Here is a 23,140-nt window from a genome sequence, read left to right as displayed (position 1 = left end):
CCATCCCGCGCCGTCTCCGGCCAGGCGCCCGATGCAAAGGCCGGGCCGCGATGACGGCCGGACCAATGAACGCCCGCGCCGCCGCCTGGGCCGCTGGCTGGCCGCGCCCTTGCTGGCGCTGTGGCTGGCGGCGCCCGTCCGGGCCCAGGCCCAGGCACAAACCCAGGCCCCGCCGCTGCCGCCCGCGCTGGAGCAGCGCGCCGAGCAACTGGCGCATGGCCTGCGCTGCCTGGTGTGCCAGAACCAGTCGCTGGCCGAATCCAACGCGCCGCTGGCGCACGACATGCGCAACCTGATCCGCGGCCAGTTGGCCGAGGGCCGCAGCGACGCCCAGATCATGCGTTTCTTCGAAGACCGCTACGGCGATTTCGTGCGCTACGAACCGCCCTTCAAGCCCATCACCTGGCTGCTGTGGCTGGGTCCGTTCGCGCTGCTGGCGCTGGGCTTCGTGGTGCTGTGGCGCACCGTCGCGCGGCGGCCTCGCAGCCGGCCGCCGCTGACCGCCGACGAACGCGCCCGCGCGGCGCGCTACCTGGATACCGGGTCATGACGCCGCTCTGGCTTGCCGTGCTGGTCCTGCTGCTGGCCACCCTGCTGTGCCTGCTGCCGCCGCTGTTGCGGCGCCCGCCGCCTGCCGAGGACAACGCCACGGATGCCGGCCTGCGGGCCTTCTACCTGGCGCAGCGCGAGCAACTGCGGCGCGACCAGCGCGACGGCGCCCTGAGCGCGGACGCAGCCATGCGCGCCGACGAGGAACTGCAACGCGACCTGCTGCAGGACCTGGCCCAACGCCACCCCGGCCGGGCGGCGGTCACGGGCCAGCGCGCCGGCATCGCCGCCGCCTGCCTGCTGAGCCTGGCGCTGCCTTTGGCGGCGGCGCTGCTCTACAACCACCTGGGCAACCCGCGCGCCGCCGCCAGCGCGGCCAGCGCCAGCGCCGCCGAACCGCACGCCGGCGACGACGGCGACACCATGGCGCTGGCCATCAACGCGCTGGCCCAGCGCCTGCGCGCCGCGCCGGACGACGCCGACGGCTGGTACACGCTGGCGCGTTCCTATGAAACCCTGGGCCGCTACGACGACGCGGCGGCCGCCTATCGCGAAGTGCTGCGGCTGGCGCCGGCGCAGCCGCAGGTGCTGGCCGACCTGGCCGACGCGCTGCTGTCCGCCAACCAGGGCGCGCCGGACGCGGCCTCGATCGCCGCAGTGGCGCAGGCGCTGGCGGCCAACCCCGACCAGCCCAAGGCCCTGGCGCTGGCCGGCATGATGGCCCTGCGGCGCGGCGACGCCGCCCAGGCGCTGGAATACTGGCAACGCCTGCAAGGACTGCTGCCGCCGGATTCCGAGGCGGCGCGCCAGATCGAGACCAATATCGCGCAGGCGCGCGCCATGGCGTCGGCGGGCAGTTCGCAACCGGCGACGGCGCCTGGCCCGGCCGCGGCCACGGCTCCGGCAACACCATCGTCAACACCGGCCGCCAGCCAGGCCGCCGCCCCCGGCCGCCTCAGCGGCCAGGCGCGCATCGCGCCCGCCCTGATGGCCCAGGTGCAGCCGACCGACACCGTCTTCATCCTGGCGCGGCCCGCCTCGGGCTCGCGCATGCCGCTGGCCGTGCTGCGGCTGCGCGCCGCCGACCTGCCGCGCGCCTTCACGCTCGACGACAGCAACGCCATGTCACCGCAGGCCCTGCTGTCCAGCGCCGGCCGGGTGCGCGTCGAAATCCGCGTCAGCCGCTCAGGCACGGCCATGCCGCAAGCCGGCGACCTGGGCGGCACGCCAGTGGAGGTCGACGTGCCGGCCAGCGGATTGGAACTGGTGGCCGACACCGTGCTGCGCTAGCGCGGCGCTTCAGGCCCTTTCGATGCGCGCCGGCAACCCCTGCCGCACCGCCGCGCCCGAGACCCAGTCGATCCAGACGTTGGCATGCTCGCCGCGCGTCGCGTCGCCAAAGCCCAGGTCGTTCAGGTTCACGCCCGCCGCCAGCGCCGGATCGTGCGGCATCGGCTTGCCATCGACCAGGTGGGCGCGCGCGCCCAGCTCGGTATGGCCATAGCCGTGCTCGATACCGACCGCGCCCGGCTGGATGCCGTCGCGCAGCAGCGCCAGCCCCGTCACCGCGCCGCCCGGCGTGACGATGCGCACCCGGTCGCCGTTGCGCAGCCCCAGCCGCTCGCCGTCCTGCCGGTTGATCGACACCGGATTGTGCGGATGCACCTGGCGCAGGCGGTCCACCCCGATCGACATCGAACTCATCAGGTTGGACTTGAACGAACTCAAGAGGAACGGCCAGTCCGCCCGCGGATACTGCTGGCGCACGTCGCGCCCGTCCGCCAGCCGCGCCGGATACCAGGTGGGGCAGCCGCTGTAGCGCTCGCCCGTCATGGCGTGGCGGAACCCGGCCAGTTCCTCGCTCCATACCTGCAACGGCTTGGCCCAGGCCTGGCGGGTCTGGCCAGCGTCGTTCCAGGCGTCGCGCATGCGGTCGAAGCGCCCGCCGCGACTCATCACCATGGCCACGCGGCGCCACTCCTCGGGCTTGAGCTTGCCTTGCAGCACGTCGCGGTAGCGCGCCACGCCGGTCAATTCCAGGTCGTCGTCGCTTGCCTCGGGCACGGGCCGGCCGGCGCCGAAGGCAATGTTGGCGATGCCGCGCAGGAAGAAGTCCTCGGCCGTGTCCAGCGGATAGCGGTTGCCGTCCGCGTCGGCGATGGCGTTGGCGCCAAAGCCCGGCATGCCCAGCCGCTTGGCGCAGGCAATCAGGAACGACTCCAGGCACACCGGCGCGCCGTCGGCAGTGCGCGCCACCGTGGGCTCGACCGCCGGCCAGCGCACCGTCGAGGCCTTGGCCACCACGTCCGCCCACGGCGCCGACACGCCCCAGCTTTCGTAGGTGACGGTGTCGGGCACGATGTAGTCGGCCAGCGCGTTGGTCTCGTTGATGAACGGATTGATCGACACCGACAGCGGCAGGACCTTGGGGTCCTTCATCTTGTCCAGCAGCACGTTCTTCAGCCCGGCGATGCCGTAGATCGGGTTGCTCATGTGGTTGAACCAGACCTTGGCGCGGTACGGATAGCCCGCCAGCGCCGACGCCAGCATCTCGGAACTCAGGCCGCCGGTGGCCGGATACCAGGGCGCGGCGGCCGGATAGACCGGCTGGCCAGCGGCCTGCTTGCGCTTGAACTCGCTCGATTTCTCGTACGGGAAGCGGTTGCGCGACAGCCCCACGCCCTTGGGCGTGGCGCGGTTGGCAAAGCCCGCGATGTTGTAGCGCGGCCCCGCGCCATAGGGCGGGAACGGGCCGGCGTCCAGCACCAGGCCGCCCTCGACGTTGAGGTTGCCCACCAGCGTGTTGAGCATGGCGATGGCGTAGGCGGTGTAGAAGCCCGCGCCGCTCATGGTGCCGCCGTGCGCATCGGCCACGGCGCGCTTGCCGTGGCTGGTGAAGCGTTCGGCCAGCTCGGCGATCTTGGCCGCCGGCACGCCGCACAACGCGGCGTACTCCTGCGGCGACTTGCGCCGCGCCTCGTCGCGCAGCAGCGCCAGCGCGCTGCATACCCGTAGCGCGGCCGGCGCGCCCGCCAGGCCCGGCGCCGCCACCGCCTCGTCCACGAACAGCGTGGCCGGCAGCTCGCCGGTATGCGGCGCCAGCGTGCCGTCTTCCCGCCGCACCACGTACACGTCTTCCCATTTGTCGCCGGCGTCGGCCGGCTTGGCCCAGCCCAGGTCGGCGCCGCGCAGGAAGCTGCCCAGGCGCGCATGGCCGGGCTCGGCGATCACCAGGTGCGTGGCATTGGTCCACGCCGCCTCGCCCGCCGCCTTCATCGCTGCCGGGCCGGGCTGCGCCAGCGCGCGCGCATCGAAGCGTTCGTGGTCCAGGATCCAGCGGATCAGGCCCATCGCCAGCGCCAGGTCGCTGGCCGGATTGACCGGCACCCATTCATTGCCCGATCCGGCCGACAGGCTGGACGAGGCCGGCAGCATCGGCGACACCACCACGTAGCTGAAGCCGGCTTCCTCGGGCCGGGTGCGGGCCTCGGCCAGCTGGCGCGCCTGGCGCTGGAACGGGTTGCCGGCCTGCGCCGGCGCCGCGCCGATGAACAGGCCAAAGCGGGCGTTGTCCCAGTCGGGCTTGCCGTGCGGCATGCCCTTCAGGTCGCCCAGCGCCGCGCCCGCGCCAACGCGGAAGCTCTGCCCGCAATAGGAACCGTGGTTGCTGAAGTTGACGGTGCCGAACGACTGGCCGGCAAAGCGCTGGATCAGCGGCGTGCGGCCTTCGTTGGAGGCATCGGTGAACAGGAACTGGTTGACCTTGGCGCCGTACTCCGGGTTGGCCGGGTCCAGCGGCGTGTCGCGGTCGAAGATCGCGCGCAGGCCGTCCACGTGGCCTTCGCCGAACAGGTCGCCGCCCTCGCACACTTCCTGCACCAGCTGCTCGAAGGAAATCGTCTGCCACTTGCCTTCGCCGCGGCCGCCGACGCGCTTGAGCGGCTGCAGCACGCGGTACGGGCTGTGCATCTGCTCCAGCATGGCCGAGCCGCGCGCACAGGACGTGGCGCGCCCTTCCAGGCCGGCGTCGCCGCCCAGTTGCGCATAGGTCTCGCGCACCGGCGTGTCCATCGCGGCCGGCCGGGTGGTGGCCAGCGGATGATAGGGGTTGCCGGCCACCCGCAGGATGCGGTTGGTCGCGGTATCGACGCGCAGGCGCACGCCGCATTGCGTCCAGCACCCAAGGCAGCTGGAGGGGCTCACGGTCTGGCCCGGCTGCGTCGACAGCAGGCCCGTGACCGCGTCGATGCGGAATTCCGGCGTCAGCGAATTGCCGCGCACGGCATGCGCGGTGGGCACGCCGGCCGTGCCCTGCGCCAGGCCCTTGACGGCCTTGGCGACGGTCTCGCCGTAGCCGGCCGCGAAGGCGGCCAGGCCACCGGCCACCATGCCGCCGCGCGCGATCAGCTTGCGGCGCGCGGCGTTGTCGGGTTGATCGGGTCCGTCCGCGTGGGCGTCGGGCGTATCGTCTTGGTGTTGCTTGTCCATGGTCATCTCGATGCGAATTCGTGTCGGGCCGGCGGCGTCAGGCCGCCAGGCCGCGGGTGCGGGCCGGGAACAGTTCCAGCGCGTAGGTCACGGCGGCCACCAGCGCGACGCACAGGCCCAGCACGCCGATCATGCCGAGCAGGCCGTCGCTGCCCCAGGGCATGTCGTACAGGTACAGGCCGGCGCCATACTTGGGCACGCCCTGCACGCTCATGAACACCACCCAGCGGAAGATCCAGGCGGCCGCCAACATGGTCAGCGCCAGCGCGGCCGACGGCAGCGGCGCGGCCAGGGTGCGCGGCGCGCGCTGCAGCAGCGCGATCATGCACAGCCCGGTTATCACGGCGCCCGCCAGGCTGGCGCGCCACACCGGGAAGCCGCCGAACAGGCGCAGCGCGGCGTCGAACGACGGGTCCTGGCCCAACAGGCCCAGCAGCACCCAGGCGCCCGCCCCGATCAGCATCATCACCACCGCCGTCACGCTCAGGCGGCGCAACAGCTCGACCGGCAGCGCCTTCAGGCCGCCCGGCAGCCAGCGCGCCACCAGGAACATCGCCCCCAGCGCCCCCAGCCACGCGGTCAGCGCGAAATTCAGCGGCAGGAACGGCGTGTGCCACAGCGGCCGCGCCCGCAGCACCATCACTTCGGCGCCGGTGTAGACCAGTATCGACACGGCCGACAACGCCAGCGCGATGCCCAGCAGGCGCACCCAGACCATGCGCCCCCACCACCAGGCGGCGCAGAACAGCACCGCCAGCCCGGTGAAGACCGGCAGCAGCAGCGCGCCCAGCCACATCCACGACCACGGCGTCAGGCGGGTATAGAAATGCCAGAAGCGGCCCGGCTGGTGCAGGTCGGCCAGCAGCGACACGGGCGCGGCGATGGCGCACACCAACAACACGGTGACCGCGGCCGGCAGCAGGCGGCGCGCCGGCGATCCGGCCTCGCCAAAGGCGCCGCCGGCGGCGGTCAGGGCCGCGGTCGCGGCGATGCCGATGAGGAAAAAGTACTGCACGGCCCACGGCAGCCAGGCGGCGTCGTAGACCGGCGTCAGCAATTCGGTGATCTGCATGGTGGTCCCCTTCTCAATGGCCGCCGGCCAGCCGCACGCCGGCCTGGCCATCGATCTGGTGCACGAAGGCATCGGGCAGGCCGATGTAATAGACGTGGGGGTCGGTCTTCATCTCGGGCTTGAGCACCTTGATGTCGGCGCGATGCTCGGCCAGCTGCCGCGAGATGGCGCTGTCCGGATCGTTCAGGTCGCCGATGACGCGGGCGCCGCCCACGCAGCTTTCGACACAGGCCGGCAGCAGGCCGGCTTCGAGCCGGTGCTCGCAGAAGGTGCACTTGTCGGCGGTCTGGGTGTCGTGGTTGATGAAGCGGGCGTCGTACGGACAGGCTTGCACGCAGTAGCCGCAGCCGACGCAGCGCTGGTTGTCGACCAGCACGATGCCATCTTCGCGCTGGAACGTGGCCTGCACCGGACAGACCGGCACACAGGGCGGGTTGTCGCAGTGGTTGCACAGGCGCGGCAGCATCACCATGGCACAGGGGCCGCCGCTGTCGGGCTGCACTTCGTATTGCAGGACGGTGGTGCGGAACTGGCCGACGGGCGGCAGGTTCTCAAGCGAACAGCTGACCGTACAGGACTGGCAGCCGATGCATTTGCGCAGGTCGACGAGCATGCCGTAGCGCTTGCCGGGGATGCCGGGACGACGGGGAGGTTGCTGGTTGATGCCGGTGCCGGCTTCGGCACGGATGGGGATGATGGTGGCCGCGGCGCTCAGGCCGAGCAGGTTTTTCAGGAAACCGCGTTTGCCCGGGAGGGGGACTTCGGGTGGGGGGTGTGACACAAGCTTCTCCGCGAATCATGTTGTTGTGTCATTAACTTATCGCTTTTGGTTATATAGAGGGTTGATGTTGGTCAATGGGGGACGGGTTTATCGAGGACTTGATGTGTTCCTCTTGGGGAACTGCGGGTGAAGGGAGGCTTGCTTGGTGTGGCGGAGGGCAGCTTGCTTGGGCCGCCAGGGGCGTCGGGACCCCGGCGGGCGCGGCCTGCGGGGGTGGTCCGGCCCGCCGGGGCCGGACTGCCCCGTGCTCATCCTCGTGGGCGCCTGCGGCGCCTGCCTTCGGATTCCGCCGGGCACCCCCTGGACGGCCGCGCCCGCCGGGGTCCCGACGCCCCTGGCTACAGTCATTGCTGGCGGTGGTTGCCATGGGGGGCGGTTTGCTTGGCCTCTTTCTGGGGGCCGTCTGGCGCTGGAAGAGTTTGTGTTGCCCGTCCATGAGGGCCGCCCTGCGCGGCCCTCATGGACTTACGCGGGGGTTTGAATGTCGGTCAGGTGGGTGGGGTCAGCGCGTTGCGCCAGGCGGCCAGTTTCTTGTCGAATGACGCGGCGGCGTGGGCGGGGCTGGTGGATGGCAGGTCGACGTACTGCAACGGGTGGTCTGCCAGCAGCGGCAGCACGTGGCGGCGATAGAGCGTGGCGGCCTTGGCGCCGTTGAAGCAGATGCGGATGAGGTGCGGGTGGGCCTGGAGGAACGTGGGGAAGTCGTTGGGGACCAGGGTGTCGGCGCGGATGTCGGCGTCGAGGCTGCCGGGGCGTTCGCAGGCCTGCAGCACGTCCCAGAGGGCGATGCCGGCGTGTTGCAGGGCCCGCAGGCGCGCGGGGTAGTCGGCGGCGGGGTCGAAGCCCAGGACCTGGGCGGCGATGGGCCAGAAGGCGTTGCGGGGGTGGGCGTAATAGCGCACCTGCCTGAGCGAGGCGACGCCGGGCATGGAGCCCCGCACCAGGATGCGGGCGTCGGCGGCGGCGACCGGGGCGAAGCCCTGGACGTGGAGGGATCGCGCTGTCGCGGCAGTATCGGCTTGAGGTGGCATGGTGCAAGGATACCCGTACGGCAGTCGGCGTCCTATTCCTGGAACGGTGCTTATCAATAGGGGGGACTACCGCAACCGGCGTCCCGCCCTTATCTTGATAGGTATGACGAACGGCCCCGCAGGGGCCGCGCAACAGGAATGACGATCATGAAGAAGATTCTGGGTGTGCATGCCAGCCCGCGTCCCCACTGGGTGGGCGACGGCTTTCCGGTGCGCTCGATGTTCTCGTACAACGACAAGGGCAAGAACGTGAGCCCGTTCCTGCTCCTGGACTACGCCGGCCCGGCGCAATTCACGCCGGCCGCGCAACCGCGCGGCGTCGGCCAGCATCCGCATCGCGGCTTCGAGACCGTGACCATCGTCTACAGCGGCGAGGTCGAGCACCGCGACTCCACCGGCAACGGCGGCGTCATCGGGCCCGGCGACGTGCAGTGGATGACGGCCGCCTCGGGCATCCTGCATGAAGAGTTCCACTCCCCCGCGTTCACCCGCAAGGGCGGCGAGCTGGAGATGGTGCAGCTGTGGGTCAACCTGCCGGCCAAGGACAAGAAGGCGCCGGCCGGCTACCAGAGCCTGCTGAATGCGGATATCCCGGTGGTGTCGCTGCCCGACGGCGCCGGCTCGCTGCGCGTCATCGCCGGCAGCTACGGCGGCCAGACGGGTCCGGCGCGCACCTTCACGCCGATCGACGTGTGGGACGTGCGCCTGTCCGCGGGCAAGACCGCGACCTTCGCGATCCCGGCGGGCCGCAACAGCATGCTGGTGATGCTGCGCGGCACGGTGCTGGTCAATGGCGACGCCGTGGCGCGCGACGCGCAGCTGACGCTGTTCTCGCAGGACGGCGACGAGATCACGGTCGAAGCCAACAACGACGCCGTGTTCCTGGTGCTGAGCGGCGAGCCGATCGACGAGCCGGTGGTGGGGTATGGCCCGTTCGTGATGAACTCGCAGGCCGAGATCGTCGAGGCGATCCAGGACTTCAATGCCGGGAAGTATGGGCAGATGCACTGAAGGGCGGGGCCGGCGTTGATTCGTCGGCGCCGCTGAGTGGGGCCGCGTTTCCTGTTGGGGGAACGCGGCTTTTTGCTTTGATCCGCGGGGAGAGCGCGGCAGTCTGATTGCAACCCACTGCTGCCATTCGATCTGGTACGGAGGTAACGGCCGCTTTCAGGTTGCCTGCAGCCGTTCAATTGCGTGACGAACCCGGCATTTTTTTGAATGCGGCGGCCGGGCGAGGCAGACTACGTTACAACTCGGATAACGAAAGCTTACGTTGCCAACACAAGTCACCTACGAAGTGTGAACGGCTGCACTACCATCCACGGTTGCACCAGTCGCATGAAGATGCATACCCCGGCAGGGGCATTTGCGTTAGTCACTTAACCTGAGCAGGCTTCGATTGCAGTTCCGATCCCCCTCGTCAATTATTGCAAATTTGTGGATTCAATTACCCTATCGAAGCAAGATCCGCATGATTTTTCGGCTTAAACCAATCCGCGCACATAGGCGCCACCGCGAGTCCCACAGTCGTACTCATGATGCGCTAACATTGAGCTCGTAATGTTGATGTGATTGTTTCGCACTTCGGCAATTTGTAGCTCGACCATTGCCAACGATGAACGCCACGCAGATCGCCCAGCACGCTTTAGAATTCAAAACAGCTATTGCGCTCTTGAAAACTTCTTGGCATGTTCTTTCAGCCAGCCGTCCAGCATGTCAATTTGGAGGAACTGGGTAGGTACATCGTATGGTGGAAAACGCATCCACCAGTACAGATCCTTTCCGACGTACAGCTCCACTACCTTCGGCGCTACTCCTTCATTCGGACCAGGCCACGAAAGTAGATTGCGAATCTGCTCGGTCCGGGAAAGGAGAAATTCTCGCCGCCGCTGGATCTTCGCAAGCTGATGCTTTCCCGGAGGGAGTTCAAAGATTCGTTCACGAAGGCGGCGCAGATCCTTGACGCAGTAGGCGGGCTGGTTGTACTTACACTCGATCGTCAGCCACGTGTTCGTCTCTGGCCAATATGCCAATACGTCAAAATCACCAACGTCATCGAACTTCTCCTGACCAAAGGTCCGCTTGAAGTCGATTCCTGCTCGAACATACTTCGCGGTGCGGCGACAGATATCCGCAGCTTTCCGCTCAAGACCCTTTTCAATTCCCTCCTTAACCTTACGAATTTCTGGCTTGACCAATGGCCACTCGAAATCTGCCGGTAGATAGCCGTTCTGGAGTGCCTGAAGCCATACATGCGTCGCGCGTTCGACAATCGACGCCCCCCAAGACAGCCTGCCGTCCGATAGCGGAACAAGCGGGCGGATATTCAAACGTGCGCCTCGCTTGCTGTGCTCCCAAACGGGAACATCCCCCTCGTCGACGTCACGACCAATCAGTCGACGTACGTCGGTGCCTTCAAGCGTGAGAAACGAGATAATCTTCCTAGCCGCCCCCAACTCAAGTCCGTCGATGTTGGATGTGAGCATATCGACGATTTGGTCGCACGGCGCCTCATAACCAAATCGCAAGTCATTCGAGCCGCCAAATGACACCCATCTGGTCAGTACATAAAGTGCTTGCAGCAACCGGCTAAATCCAAAACCGACATCTCCCTCCAAAGCGGCGTCGATACCGGACAGCCACTCCGGAGCAATATCGTCGGCCACCACCCTGTCTGACGACACTACGTTAAGTCCGAGCTGAATTGCCGCTCGCTCACGGGAAAACACCTCTTTTCGAACCTTTCCGTCATCGGAATAGAAGACTTCCGGAACAAAGTCATCGCTGATTTCGATCCCGCCGACGTCTACTTCGTTGTGGAGAACATCACTGCTTTCATAGAGCACGAGCAACCAGTCAATCTCGCCTAACAACCTGGTAACCCTCTCATTCGAAGCCAACTGGGCACCAGGCATACTGCAGCTCAGACACGCTTCAATCAGATAACGATAGTTGCGTGCCATTTTGACGAATTCTTCGCTGGTGTCGGACAGCGACTCTTCCCGAACGAACTCGACCTCATGTGCCAAGCTGTGATGGTGACGCGAAACCTCTTGGCGATGGAGCGAAATCAGTTCGTCGTATCGACTCACAGAGAACCTGAGCAATGAATCTCCATCGAACTCGCCGAGATGGCTATGAACGAGCGTGCGATAGTTATCACGCGCTGAACTCACGATGTCCTTCCCTGCAGCCAGCTCGTACCTACCTGGCTTGACACCCGAGCGTTGGATGATCTTGGCCAGTTCCCGCCGCGCGAGTTTGTATTGCTCCGGCTTTGGAAGCAGCGCAGAGCCAGTGTCCGGAACATCAACGTCCCGAGCAATTGTGGTTAGCTTGAAACGAATGCCCCGCCTCCCGGATGCATCGAGACTCGCATACGTTTCCTTGCCGATCGAAACTCCTAGTAAACCTGCGACGCCGCTGGTCCACGCATTTACGCACTCAACTTCGAATCCCGCGTCCTTCGGATTCTCGAGTTCGCTTTGCACTCGGGCAAGATTTACCAATACTTGCGCCGCAACCGAGCCGAACCCGTCGTCCTCGGTTAGCGTCCATCCCGACATCAACTCATTTCCCGCCGTATCCACTCGCACACCTTCACCCGAACCCAGAGCTTTCGGGTTCGCCATCAACCGGACGGTGATCCGCGTTCTCTGAAACAACTCCTCCGCCTCGACAATATTGGTACGTTGAGCCGTCGCATCAACCGCACAGTGAGCGAGCGTTGACAACAGCTTCCGGTTCAAGACATCCGCCCCATCGAGAGTGTCGTCGCAGACGAAATACACCATGCATTTGGCGACCGACGCGCCGTAGGCCAGAACGCGGTCCGTTCGAGACACCAAGGTGTAAATTCCACGGTCCGGCGCGTCGAAATTCCACGATGAGACAGAGGCGTCCGGGAAGAATGGCGGAGCGTTTTTCCAATACTCCACGAGTTGGAGATGCCGCCAGTTCGACGCCCAATGAGGGTCCAGCATCATCATCGTTGGCATGAGCGCGCCTTCAACGAGCACGGCATGGGTGTCCCTGAATGACGCAAAGAGCTCGGGAATAGACCTCGACATCGGCCCGAGCATTTCCTGATTGGCGTCGACGTAAGCCCAGAAGCGGTTTAATTCCTCAAGTTCGTCTAGTGAATCAAACAAGGTTACGAAATCCGGGAGCCAGACAAGGCGAGCTGTCGTCGATAGCCGCATGACACTCGAGAAGCTCGTTGTGTAGCTATCGACAACAGCCGTAATCCGGATGTCTTCTACGCCTATCGGGTGTCCATTAATCGTGGAAATACCCATTATCCGGCCGTCTCGCAACTTCATGCCCCAGTCTGCACCTTCGCGGAAAGTACGCAGTACGAGTGACTCGAGCTCCGTTAGGAGCGAGATGCTTTCCGGGCGCAGGACGACAATGAAGTCCAATATGTCCCCGCTGCAAACGACCGCAGAAAACTCATACTCAAGCATGCGTATGGGAGTAGCGAATTTCGCCGGCCCGCGAAACAGTGCGTGTCGAGGAAGGCGCTCCCCAAGGAATTCGCTAACCGCCTCAGTAGTCCGACACGCTTCGGTTTCAGCAGGCTCGCGTCGTGCAGTCCAGTACTCCATGATCGTCGCCGGGGCATCCCGCAACGAGACCGGGAACGATGCTCCGGCAACCTCCAGCAAGACGTATGGTGTTGCCCCGCCGCTCATTACAGCGTTGCAAAACTCATCCCGGGTTGTAGGGCGGGACGCCGTTCCGAGCTTGACAACCAAATCGCGGCTTAATGAGTCAACGCTTCTCGTAGCACTCGCCGCTGCGGCAAGGACGTCCCGGCAAGTCGCCCAGAAGCTTTCCGTCGCGACCTCCGTGTGCCCAGCCGAGACTTCGTGCGCCTCTCCAACGACAGCGCCGTCGATTTGCGATATGACATGATCCTGGAGCCGTACCACGGTGTCCATATCACGCAATGCGTCGGCAATGGTGGAGCTTCCCAGTCGGAATGCTTCGATAAAGTCAGGAATTCGCCCAACACATCCACCGTAAAATATCCTGCGAGCGACGTTTCGTGATACGGACCGGATCTCGCCCCAATCAGACTCGGGCACGTAATCTTCGAGTGAGGCGAAGGAAGGAAATGCACGATAGAGAGCGTCCGAGAATTCGACGAACTCCGAATACGACCGCAGTTCTCGCTCGCCGGAGAAGCGATCAGGAGGCATTGAGGCCAGCGTCGTCCAGGCAAGGCTGTGTTTGACTTGAGACGATATATTAGGCAGCCACAGCTGAGATACACCGACCGCAAGACAGACGTCCTCGGGTCGATATTTTCCAAAAATCTCTTCGAGTGGAGCGGCCAGGTCAGAAAATGGCACCGGCTTGGCGGCGGTACGTCTATCGAGCAATGAATTCAACAGCTTTTTTATGTCCGCCCCTTGCCGACGTTCGCGCTTCAGTCTGGATTTCTTTCCCATCAGTCCCTCTACCGATTTTTTCTTATGTCTCGATTTAATGCAGAGGCAGACCTCTGCGCCTTTTGAGCGCGCAGGTAAAGCGCGTAGTGGCCTCTGTGACCTGCTCGCCCTTCTATGATACGGGTGACCGAACGCGTCGCGGTAGCAGGTGAGCAAATGAGCCTTGCATCGTTACGCCCCAAAGTCCGCTTCATAGGTTGATCGGCGGTCCGAATGTCGACCCGCTAATGCGGGCGAACCTCGACGAATAGGTCTCTGCAGCGACAAGCTAGATAATTCCACGCTGCCTCATACGCTCTTGAATCGCTTGAGGATGGATCCGATAGACTCCATCTCTCACTCGCAGAGTGAAATGATTGTATGTCGGACTATGAGAAACACCTGTATTGAGTTCTGAGTTTGACAAGAACACACCTGTTGTTAAACTGCTATCTCCCGAAAAGAAGGTCATAAACTCCTGCCTCGACACTAATATGCCCCTACCCAATTCACCATCAATCACAGCATCTAAAAATCTCTCACGAAGTGTCAATTAAATTCTCCCATCTTTAATTAAACAAGCAGACATACACACCAAAAAAATGTCAAAAAAGTGTCAGACTAAAATTTGGCCAGCTAAATTGTAGTCTGACACATTATCCTCAGTATTTGAATTCACCGGCTGCCAGAGGTTGTCCAGTGGAGTGAAGGATAGGTTTCAATTGCGTAAACACTTCGGTAGCTGGAGGCCGGCTCCGACAAGTGTTTCCAGCGATGCCTCGCGCTTGAGAACTGCGTTGAGAATCTCGTCCCGTTGGTGGTCGAACCGATTGTTGTCGCTCGGACTGCCCAAAGAGGCAATAAGGAAGTTGTTGGGGGGTGTACCTAACGCGACGCTGAGACTCTCGATTCATGTCTATGACTTCGCCTTCAATTATGGTCGAGCCATCGTCGTACTCTGCACGACTAACGGGCCGACCGCGAAACTAGCCGAACGCCTCCTTTGCCTACCCCCAGTGTTCTACCGGCGCTGCACCGGATGAAGGATCGTAGAGGCCCGTAGGCTGAGAAGCCTTTATGTTGATGTAGAGAAATGTTTGGTAGTGCGCACCTGCGCTAACTGCGGCGAGCTCTTCAAAAATCAGCTCCTGATGAGTCAAAAGAAGTGCTTCTTCGAAGTCAGCTTCCGTCGTCCCCTTTGGAAAGTAGTTTGTACAGCCGCAACCCGCAGCGGCCTATCAGATGGCAACTTCTGGCCGCCAGCAGTCGTTGATGACGAGCGGCTGTCGTCCCCATAAAGCTCTTTCGTCAAGGCATAGAACAGACGCCCTGTCTCGCCAGAAGAGAATTGACCCCATTTAGTAAGAACAAGGCCTGTGCATACGGCAGTAGTGACCCCACGATACCCATGCGCAACGTACAAGTCCCTTTGCATGGCACTCCCCAATTCGCACAGCACCCACCCAAACTCCGTTTCCGGGGGCATCGTGGCGACTGACGCCGAGCAACGTAAAATGTCAGGTCTTCAGCCTCAACATGCTTCCCTTATGAACCTTGACCGACTGCGTCGCGAATTTCCCGACTTCGACATCACAACCCTGCCGCCCCTGCCCGAAGGGTATATCGATACGTCGAGCTACATCGATGCAGCGCCTTCTTTCGAGAACGCTGAGCGCGGCTTGAAAGTCTATGTCGACTACGCCAACTACGACGACCGCGAATCCGGCAGGAGCCAGCGCTTCTGTGTTTCGCGCTACGACGAGGAAGAGGGCGACTACGAGGACGTCGCCCTGTCGACCAACGATTGGGCCGAAGTCACGCGCTTCCTGACCGCCTGAACGCCTTCGCCGGGGGTGATCGGTCTCCGTTCCAATCGTCGGATGATCGCCCCCGCGACCTCTTGCGCTTCCGTGGCCTTTCTGACTTCGACGGCTGCTGTCGAACCAGAACCTGTCTGCAAGTGGGAACAAGGCGAAACCCGCCCCACGGGGCCGGCACTCAAACAGCTCAATCTGATCGCGGACAAGGGGCTGCGCGCCATCCTCTGATGGCACCCGCCGACCCCTTCCCCCAGGAACAGCCGCCGGCGCCGGACAGTTTCCGCAGTCGCTGGACAGGCTGCGCAGAAAACGGATAGCCCGATACCGGCTGGGACGGGTTTTCCAGCAGTCCCGCCCGGGGCGCGGCGTTTTACTATGAGGACCATCATAAAGGCGTGCCGCGGACGTGGCAGCCAGGGGAACCGGTGGCCGTTGCCCACCGGACATCAGGACCAGCGCAAGGAATCCCGGCCATGCTGAACACGATGCAGTCCGATGCCGAGACATCATGGCAACCCGCCGAGCCGCGCCCGGCAGGCGCGGGAACGGCCGGCGCCTCGGGATGGCGCATCGACACCATCCTGGCGACGCCGGCGCAACAGCTGTTCGCCTCGGGCGACCTGGACGAGGCGCGCGCGATGGTGGGACGGGTGATGCGGCCGCACCACCTGGGCGTGGTGGGATCGACGCAGCGCCTGAACGCGCGCATGCACCACCAGCCGCTGGGCGAGGTATCGCTGAACCGGCTGCGCTACGGCGCGAACGTCGAGATCCGGCCGGGACCGCTGGAGGACTTCTTCCTGGTGCAGATGCCGCTGTCGGGCACGGCCCTGATCGAAAGCGGGCCGCAGCGGGTGGATTCGACGCCGGACGTGGCGTCGGTGGTCAGCCCGGACGACGACCTGGCGATGCATTGGGCCGACGACAACGACCAGTTCATGCTGCGCGTGGGCCGCTCGCTGCTGGAACGCACGCTGGTGGGCCACCTGGGCTGTACGCTGGAGCGGCCGCTGCGCTTCCAGCTGGGGTTCCGCTGGCGCGAGTGTCCGGCCTGGCGCTGCCTGATGGCGTATCTGCTGGATTGTTCATCGCAGCATGCCGACCTGGCCGAGCACAAGCTGATCGTGCACCAGATGGAACAGCTGGTGGCGGCGACGCTGCTGTCCACCCTGCCCCACAACTACAGCGCCACGCCGGCGGGTCGCCGCGGCGCGGTGCTGCCGCGCCACGTGCGCTGCGTGCAGGATTACCTCCAGGCGCATGCGCATGAACCGGTCAGCGCCGAGCAGCTGGCGCGCATCGCGGGGGTCAGCGTGCGCAGCCTGTATGCGGGCTTCAAGGAATTCCTGGGGATCAGCCCCATGCATTATCTGCGCGACCTGCGCATGGAGCGGGCGCGCGCCGAGCTGGTGGCGGGCGAATGCCAGAACGTCGCGGGCGTGGCGCTGCGCTGGGGTTTCGCCCACCTGGGGCGCTTCAGCGCCAGCTACAAGGCGCGCTATGGCGAAAGCCCCAGCCAAAGCGTGCGGCGGCACGGCTGAAGCGGCAACCTCGACTGCACGCGTGGGGCCTTCCCTTCAAGCAACCATGGGGAGGGTCGATGGCAAACGATGGTCCCTTCGCGCTGCACGCGCTCAGCGCGGCTTCCAGGTCAACCCGTCGGTCGAGCGGTACTCCGGCGTGCCGGTGCAGCAGCCGCCGGCGCCGAACGCCTGGCGGCCGATGAACGCCTTCACGTAGCCCTTCTCCACCGTCAGTTCCTGGCGCACGCAGAGCGTGGGCAACAGGTAGAAATCGCCTTCCAGCACCTGCGTCCAGGTGACATTGCCGCCCTCTGCCGGGTCCACTTTGTAGACCTTGCATTCATGCATCAGCAGGTGGATGGGCTTGCCCGCCAAGGTGCCCTTGAACTGGAGTTCGGGCGGCGTCTCCTGCGTGGCCAGGGTCTCGGCCGTCAAGCGGGACCCGGCGGGCGGCGGCGGCAGCGACGAATCGCAGCCCGCCAGCGCAACGGCCGCGCACAAGGTCAGGAGGGCCAGGCGGGCGGCGCGTGTCATGGCGCGGCCCGGTCAAGCCACGTTTGCGTAGCGTTGTTCAAGGTAGGCGATGATGTCGTTGGACTCGTACATCCAGCGGGTGCCGCCCGCTTCTTCGATACGCAGGCAAGGCACTTTGACCTTGCCGCCGCCGGCCTGCAATTCGGCGCGCGCCTGGGGGTCCCCCTTGGCATCGCGCAGCGCGACGGGCACGTTCAGGCGATGGATGGCGCGCCGCGTCTTGACGCAGAACGGGCAGGCATGGAATTGGTAGAGCGACAGCGCGGCCGCCTCGCGGTCGACGGCGGCCTGGCCCTGCGCCGAGCGTTGCTGCGGGCGCGGACGCGTCAGCGCATCGCCCAGGACAATCAGCTGACCCAAACCGACACGTAGAGCTTTGACAATCATGGATGGCCACTTGAAACGAAGATAGGCCTCGAGTCTAGCCCATTCGCGACGACAGGCGGTCGACGCCCGCCGTGTCATCGCCCCCTTCCCCGCGGCGGGCCCGCTGCCGGGCCGGCCCGCCGCACGCTACCCCGGGGCCTGTCTACCTTATGGCGCCTGGCGCAGGCCCTAGAACGGAATCGCCAGCTTGACGTACAGCTGCGCGCCTTCGGGCCGGTTCTTGACCTGGAATTCCTGCTGCCACTTGGCGGTGAACAGCCAGCCGCGGTCGTTCATGTAGCGCACCGAGGGGCCCACGCCGAAGGCGCGGGCGCGGCCGGCGGCGCTGTTGGGGCCGTTGTCGTCGGAGACCTGCTGGAAGGCGTGGCCTCCCACGCCCAGCACCCAGCCCTTGCCCACGCCCCAGCCCACCGCGTAGTCGGCGTGGATGGCCTGGCCGGAACGGGTGTCGGTGGCGCTGTTGCGGAAGTTGAAGTCGTACATCAGCTTGAGGTCGGCGTTGAAGCCGTCGGGGCTGATGCGGCTGAGCGCGAACACGGGCTGTGCGGTCCAGTAGTTCTTGCCCAGGCTGGACGGGTCCTTGCGGTCGTATTCGCCGGTGGGCGCGTACATGTCCAGGCCGACCACGTAGTGCAGCGATTCGGACAGGTGATAGCCGAGCGCCACGCCCAACGTCATGTCGCCCAGGCCGGTGCTGCGGTAGCGCTGGCCGCCGGCCTTGAAGGTGACGTCCAGCAGCGGCGCGATGGCATGGAAGGCCAACTGGCCGCCGAACACCTGCTGCGGCGTGACCCAGATCAGGCGCGGGGCCAGCACGTTGACGTCGACCTTGAAGTCCGGCACCGGCAGGCGTTCGCCGTCGTTGCCGCGCAGCTTGTCGTAGCGGGCGCCGCCGCCATAGACCAGCATGTGCACGCCGGGCGGGGGCAGCGCGCCCGACATGAAGTTCTCCAGGCCATCCGGATAGATGCCCAGGCCGCCGCCTTCGGTGGCGTGCGCCACGCCGCCGGCCAGCGCCAATGCCGCGGCGCAAGCCAGCCGGCGTGTCAGGTGTCTGCTCATGTTCCGCTCCTGCCCCCGCGGGGCGCGAGATGTTGTGCGACGAGATAGCCGGAGCCGCCGCCCAGTCCGGGACCCGGGTGGGTGGCGGCGCCGATGTGGAAAAGGTTGCGCAGCGGCGTGCGGTGTCCGCGCGCGCCATGGCTGCCGGCAAAGGGCCGCAGCCAGAAAAACTGGTCGGGTGAGCAGACGCCCGAGTAGGGATCGCCGCCCACCAGGTTGCAGTTCAGCGCCTCCAGGTCGGCCGGCGAGTAGCTGCGGCGGCCGATGACGCGCTGCGCCAGGCCCGGCATGACCTGCTCCAGGCGCGCCTGCACGCGGTCGGCGACGGCTTCGCGCAGGGCCTCGGTCCAGCGGCCGTCGGCGGGCGTCTCGATCTGGCCGGCGGCGTCGCCCTTGACGCGCACCGGCAGCTCCTGCATCTGCACCCACAGGATCCAGCCGTCGGCCGGCGCGCGCGACGGGTCGACCGCGACCGGCTGGCCGATGGCCAGCGTCGGGCGCGCCGGCAGCAGGCCATTGTTGGCTTCGGTGACCGAGGCGCAGACCTGCTCCATGCTTTCGGTCAGGTGCACCAGCGGCACATGGCGCAGTTCCGGCGTGCGCCAGTCGGGCGGCGCGTCGAGCGCGAAGTGGATCTGCATGCCGCCGCGGCCGTGGCGGTAGCCGGCGGCGCGGCGCCGCACCGGCTCCGGCGCGTTGGGCAGCAGCGTGCCGTACAACTGGCCCGGCGTGACGTTGCAGACCACGGCTTCGCCGGCGCGGTATTCGCGGCCGGCGGCCACCACGCCGACCGCGCGGCGGCGGCGGCCCGCGCCGCGCGTCAGGATGCGTTCGACGGCGGTGCCAGTCAGCAGCCGGCCGCCGTGGTGTTCGATCACCTTGGCCAATGCGTCCACCACGCCCTGGCTGCCGCCCTTGACCACCGGCATGCCGCCGGCCACCACCGCGGCGAAGGTCAGCTTGCCGATCAGCGCCGAACAGGCGTCGTCCGGGCCCAGGCCGGTGTGCAGCACCCACGGCGCGATCAGCGCGCGCACGGCGTCGGATTGCAGTTCGCGATCCGACCAGCGGCGAAAACTCTCCAGCGAATCGGCGGCGAACGCCATCAGGCCGTCCAGGCCGCGCCGGCGCCACTCGCCGAACAGCAGCTTGAGCATGCCGGCGCCATAGGGGTTCTGCCCCAGCAGGCCGAAGGTCAGCGCGGCGTCTTCGCCGAACAGGCGCTGCGCCATGGCGCCGAAGGCGGCGCCATCGCCGGGCGCCCAGGCGTCCAGGCGCCGCGCGCTGTCCGCGATGTCCTGCTTGAGCGCGATGCCGCTGCCGTCGGGCAGCACCAGGCCGGTGGTGTAGTCGCACTGGGCGAATTCCAGGCCGGCCGCCTGCAACGCGGGCTTGAGGGCGGCGTAGGCGGGACTGCCGACGAACAGCGGGTACCAGCTGGACAACACGTCGTGGCGGTAGCCGGGAAACAGCGCTTCGGTGCGGATGCAGCCGCCCAGGCGGTCGTTGCGTTCCAGCACCAGCACCGATTTGCCGCGCTGCGCCAGCAGCGCCGCGCACACCAGCGAATTCATGCCGCTGCCCACCACGATGATCTGGGCGTCGGACGCTGAAGATAAGGACATCACAGGCTCCGGCCGGTCACGCGGACCGGGAAGGTTGATGAAGCAAGAACGCGCGGGGGGGGGGCCGGACTTGTCGCGCCATCAGGCGCTGGCGCGTCAGGTCAGCGCGGTGAAGCGTCCCGCGTGAAACACCAGCGGCGTGGCCTCCAGGCTGGCCACGCGCAACACCCGGCCGAACAGCAGCAGGTGGTCGCCGGCCGGGCTCTGCTGGTCGTTGGCGCAGACCAGCGTGGCCACCGCGCCGGCGATGGCGGGCACGCCTTCGGGCACCTCGTGCAGCTCGGCGCCCTCGAACTTGTCCGGCACCGCCGGGTCGGCGAAGCGCCGCGCCAGCGCCTCCTGGCCGCAGGCCAGCACGCTGATGGTGAAGTGGTCGCAGTCGCGGAACGCCGCCAGGTTGGGCGAACGGTTCACCAGGCTCCACAGCACCAGCGGCGGATCGAGCGACAGCGAGGCGAACGAGTTGATGGTCAGCCCGACCTTGCGGCCGTCCGGACAGCGCGTGGCGACGATGGCCACGCCGGTCGGGTAGCAGCCCAGCACGCCGCGCAGGACCTTGGGGTGCAGGTCGGTGCTGCCCCAGTCCAGGGCCGCCATCACGCCGCCGCCCGGGTGGATTTTTCAGCGATGAAGGCCTCGCAGGCGGTGGCGTCGGTCCACCACGGGAAGAAGCTGGGCGGATGATTGAAGCCGTTGGCGACGGCGCTGGCCAGCGCGGGCGCATCGCCGGCGGCCTGCAGCAGCTGCAGCAGGTGCGGCGGCGGCGGCAGCAGCATCGAGTTGGTCCAGTCGACCACGGCGCTGGCGTAGTCCCAGAAGCGCTCGAAGGTCTGCTGCATCCAGTCGGCCGTGAAGGGCTGGTCGCCGCGCGCCAGGATCGCCTCCAGGTAGACGGCGCACGCCTTGGTGGCGTTGTTCGAGCCCTGGCCGGTGATGGGGTCGTTGGTGACCACGGCGTCGCCCAGGCCGAACACCAGGCGGCCGGACGGCAGCGTCATGACCGGCTTGCGCACGGTGGGCGCGAAGCTGCCGGCCAGGATGCCGTTGGCGTCGGTCAGCTCCACCGCGGCGCAGCGCTCGGCCTCCCAGGGCAGGAAGGTGCGCAGGATGTCCAGGCTCCTGGCCAGGTGGTCCTGCGGCGTCTTGATGTCGCGCCAGCAGTCCATCGGCCCGCCCGGCACGCCTTCGAACACCATGATTTCGCAGGGGCCGCTGTGGGTCAGCGCGGGGAACACGAAATATTCGCCAACGCCGGGAATCAGGTTGAAGGCAACCCGCGAGAACACCGGCGCCGGGCGCATGCCATGCACGTAGGTCAGCGCCAGCGCGCGCTGCGGCTTGTCGAAGCGCGAACGCGCCGTGTCGCGCTCGAACAGCTTGACCACGTCGCCCTTGCCGGCGGCCAGCAGCACCAGGTCGTGCGAGGCCGCCAGCAGTTCCAGTTCGGCCACGCCGCCGTCCTGGATCAGCAGCCGGCCGCCGCGGGCCGCGAACAATTCCATCCAGGCGGGCATCTTGATGCGCTGGTCCACCGCCTGGGCCGGGCGGTCCAGGCGCGCGGCCCAGTCGATCAGCTTGTGGCCGGGGCGCTCGGGGTGCGGCACGGCCAGGCCGATTCCTTCGACCGGCGGACACGCGGCTTCCCACTGGTTCAGGCCCAGGTCGCGCTCGATCTGCAGCGAGGCATCGAACATGCACTGGCTGGACATGACCTTGCCGCGGCGGATGTCGTCCGGTTCGCGGTTGGTGACCACGGTCACCTCGTAGCCCTTGTCCAGCAGGCCCAGTGCCAACGGCAGGCCGGCCTGCCCTCCTCCGACGATTGCGATTCGACGCATGATGGATCTCCAGTGTGGTGTGCGGGCCCGCCGCATGGGCGGCGGGCCGGTGGACGTCAGGCCGGCCTTATTCGGCCAGGCGCGGGATGGCGGGACGGGCCTGTTCGGGGCCCATGGCGGAGTAGCCGCCGTCCACGGCGTAGTCGGCGCCGGTGACGAAGCTGGCGTGGTCCGACAGCAGGAAGGCGACGACCTCGGCCACTTCGGCCGGATCGCCGGCGCGGCCCAGCAAGTGGAAGTCGGCGGCGACCCGGTCGGTCTTGGCGCGGTCGCCGTGGGTCAGTTCATCCATCACGCGCGACCAGGTCCAGCCGGGCGAGACGGAATTGACGCGGATGCGGTCGCCGGCATAGTCCATCGCCAGGCTGCGGGTGACCTGCAGCAGCGCGGCCTTGGAAACCGGGTAGAGCCAGCGGCCGGTCTGCGCCACGCTCGACGAGATGCTGGTGAAGTTGACGATGGCGCCGCCGCCGGCGGCGACCAGGTGCGGGTGCACGGCGCGGGCGGCCATGACGGCGCTGACGACGTTGATGTCCAGGGCGCGCAGCCAGTCGGCGCGGCCGGAGGCGGCGCCGTCGTCGAGGTAGGTGGCGGCGAGGTTGACGAGGTAGTCGATGCGGCCGAAATGGGCGGCGGTTTCGGCGACGGCGCCAGCCAGCTGGGCGTCGTCGGTGATGTCGAGCGGCCAGGCGCGGATGCCGTCGGGGTCGGTGGCGGCGACGCGGGCGGCGCCTTCGGCGTCGATGTCGAAGATGGCGACGCGCACGCCCTTGGCGCGCAGCGCGGCGACGACGCCGGCGCCGATCAGCGTGGCGCCGCCGGTGACGATGGCGGTTTTATCGGCCAGTCCCTTCATTTGTTTGCCTCTTGGGTTGCGGAGATCGTGAGGCGGATGTTGGGGGGTGGCGGGTGGGGGGTGGTAGCCGGATTTGGCGGTGGGTATCCGGGGAGTGCTTGTATTGCGGGGAGTATTGATTTGGATCGCGGGGGGGTGG

General features: G+C 66.4%; 17 protein-coding genes and 1 pseudogene. 6 read left to right on the top strand and 12 right to left on the bottom strand.

What is annotated here, in order from left to right; translation table 11 throughout:
- Nucleotides 1–31: 31 nt before the first annotated feature.
- Entirely contained in the window at nucleotides 32–550 is a 519-nt protein-coding gene (locus tag AC1HFW_RS04515) for a cytochrome c-type biogenesis protein (protein ID WP_479281998.1), read from the top strand.
- Nucleotides 547–1,839, top strand: coding sequence for a c-type cytochrome biogenesis protein CcmI (gene ccmI / locus AC1HFW_RS04510; RefSeq protein WP_479281996.1), 1,293 nt, complete (start codon nucleotides 547–549; stop codon nucleotides 1,837–1,839). Before AC1HFW_RS04515 ends, ccmI begins: the two co-directional genes overlap by 4 nt.
- 9 nt (nucleotides 1,840–1,848) lie before the next feature.
- Here ccmI and AC1HFW_RS04505 read toward each other — a convergent pair whose 3' ends face one another.
- The 4 genes from AC1HFW_RS04505 to AC1HFW_RS04490 form a co-directional block, all read right to left on the bottom strand.
- Entirely contained in the window at nucleotides 1,849–5,037 is a 3,189-nt protein-coding gene (locus AC1HFW_RS04505) for a molybdopterin dinucleotide binding domain-containing protein (RefSeq protein ID WP_479281994.1), read from the bottom strand.
- Nucleotides 5,038–5,074: 37 nt separating this feature from the next.
- On the bottom strand, nucleotides 5,075–6,109 hold the full coding sequence (gene nrfD / locus AC1HFW_RS04500; RefSeq protein ID WP_479281992.1) for an NrfD/PsrC family molybdoenzyme membrane anchor subunit: 1,035 nt from the start codon (nucleotides 6,107–6,109) through the stop codon (nucleotides 5,075–5,077).
- A 13-nt stretch (nucleotides 6,110–6,122) separates the two neighbouring features.
- Nucleotides 6,123–6,890 (bottom strand): sulfate reduction electron transfer complex DsrMKJOP subunit DsrO, encoded by a 768-nt coding sequence (gene dsrO / locus AC1HFW_RS04495; RefSeq protein ID WP_479281990.1) that lies wholly within the window; start codon nucleotides 6,888–6,890, stop codon nucleotides 6,123–6,125.
- Between the two features lie 488 nt (nucleotides 6,891–7,378).
- A complete protein-coding gene (locus AC1HFW_RS04490; RefSeq protein WP_479281988.1) occupies nucleotides 7,379–7,921 on the bottom strand; it encodes a DNA-deoxyinosine glycosylase in 543 nt (180 codons plus the stop codon).
- A 147-nt stretch (nucleotides 7,922–8,068) separates the two neighbouring features.
- Here AC1HFW_RS04490 and AC1HFW_RS04485 point away from each other — a divergent pair, with 147 nt between their 5' ends.
- Nucleotides 8,069–8,932, top strand: a complete 864-nt coding sequence (locus tag AC1HFW_RS04485; protein WP_006394202.1) for a pirin family protein — start codon at nucleotides 8,069–8,071, stop codon at nucleotides 8,930–8,932.
- 650 nt (nucleotides 8,933–9,582) lie between these two features.
- Here AC1HFW_RS04485 and AC1HFW_RS04480 read toward each other — a convergent pair.
- Nucleotides 9,583–13,377 (bottom strand): hypothetical protein, encoded by a 3,795-nt coding sequence (locus AC1HFW_RS04480; RefSeq protein ID WP_479281986.1) that lies wholly within the window; start codon nucleotides 13,375–13,377, stop codon nucleotides 9,583–9,585.
- A 1,526-nt stretch (nucleotides 13,378–14,903) separates the two neighbouring features.
- Here AC1HFW_RS04480 and AC1HFW_RS04475 point away from each other — a divergent pair.
- The 3 genes and pseudogenes from AC1HFW_RS04475 (at nucleotide 14,904) to AC1HFW_RS04465 (ending at nucleotide 16,717) form a co-directional block, all read left to right on the top strand.
- Nucleotides 14,904–15,194, top strand: coding sequence for a hypothetical protein (locus AC1HFW_RS04475; RefSeq protein ID WP_006394193.1), 291 nt, complete (start codon nucleotides 14,904–14,906; stop codon nucleotides 15,192–15,194).
- Nucleotides 15,195–15,308: 114 nt separating this feature from the next.
- Nucleotides 15,309–15,404 (top strand): annotated as a pseudogene (locus AC1HFW_RS04470) (helix-turn-helix domain-containing protein); the annotation flags it as partial.
- Between the two features lie 245 nt (nucleotides 15,405–15,649).
- Nucleotides 15,650–16,717 (top strand): AraC family transcriptional regulator, encoded by a 1,068-nt coding sequence (locus AC1HFW_RS04465; protein WP_198484537.1) that lies wholly within the window; start codon nucleotides 15,650–15,652, stop codon nucleotides 16,715–16,717.
- Nucleotides 16,718–16,810: 93 nt separating this feature from the next.
- On the opposite strand, the gene AC1HFW_RS04460 is transcribed toward AC1HFW_RS04465, so the two are convergent.
- From AC1HFW_RS04460 to AC1HFW_RS04430, 7 genes are all read right to left on the bottom strand, one after another.
- Complete coding sequence (locus AC1HFW_RS04460; protein ID WP_479281983.1) at nucleotides 16,811–17,233, bottom strand: hypothetical protein; 423 nt, start codon at nucleotides 17,231–17,233, stop codon at nucleotides 16,811–16,813.
- A 12-nt stretch (nucleotides 17,234–17,245) separates the two neighbouring features.
- Nucleotides 17,246–17,620 (bottom strand): glutaredoxin family protein, encoded by a 375-nt coding sequence (locus tag AC1HFW_RS04455; RefSeq protein WP_006394181.1) that lies wholly within the window; start codon nucleotides 17,618–17,620, stop codon nucleotides 17,246–17,248.
- Nucleotides 17,621–17,788: 168 nt separating this feature from the next.
- Nucleotides 17,789–18,682, bottom strand: a complete 894-nt coding sequence (locus AC1HFW_RS04450) for a SphA family protein (RefSeq protein WP_479281981.1) — start codon at nucleotides 18,680–18,682, stop codon at nucleotides 17,789–17,791.
- Complete coding sequence (locus tag AC1HFW_RS04445) at nucleotides 18,679–20,307, bottom strand: phytoene desaturase family protein (protein ID WP_479281979.1); 1,629 nt, start codon at nucleotides 20,305–20,307, stop codon at nucleotides 18,679–18,681. Before AC1HFW_RS04445 ends, AC1HFW_RS04450 begins: the two co-directional genes overlap by 4 nt.
- A gap of 96 nt (nucleotides 20,308–20,403) precedes the next feature.
- A complete protein-coding gene (locus tag AC1HFW_RS04440; protein WP_479281977.1) occupies nucleotides 20,404–20,904 on the bottom strand; it encodes a flavin reductase family protein in 501 nt (166 codons plus the stop codon).
- On the bottom strand, nucleotides 20,904–22,145 hold the full coding sequence (locus tag AC1HFW_RS04435; protein ID WP_479281975.1) for a styrene monooxygenase/indole monooxygenase family protein: 1,242 nt from the start codon (nucleotides 22,143–22,145) through the stop codon (nucleotides 20,904–20,906). Before AC1HFW_RS04435 ends, AC1HFW_RS04440 begins: the two co-directional genes overlap by 1 nt.
- A gap of 67 nt (nucleotides 22,146–22,212) precedes the next feature.
- Nucleotides 22,213–23,001, bottom strand: coding sequence for an SDR family oxidoreductase (locus tag AC1HFW_RS04430; protein ID WP_479281973.1), 789 nt, complete (start codon nucleotides 22,999–23,001; stop codon nucleotides 22,213–22,215).
- Between the last annotated feature and the right edge of the window lie 139 nt (nucleotides 23,002–23,140).

It is taken from the genome of Achromobacter sp. ISS7 (assembly GCF_056523125.1).
This window is presented reverse-complemented; position numbering and strand designations above follow the sequence as displayed.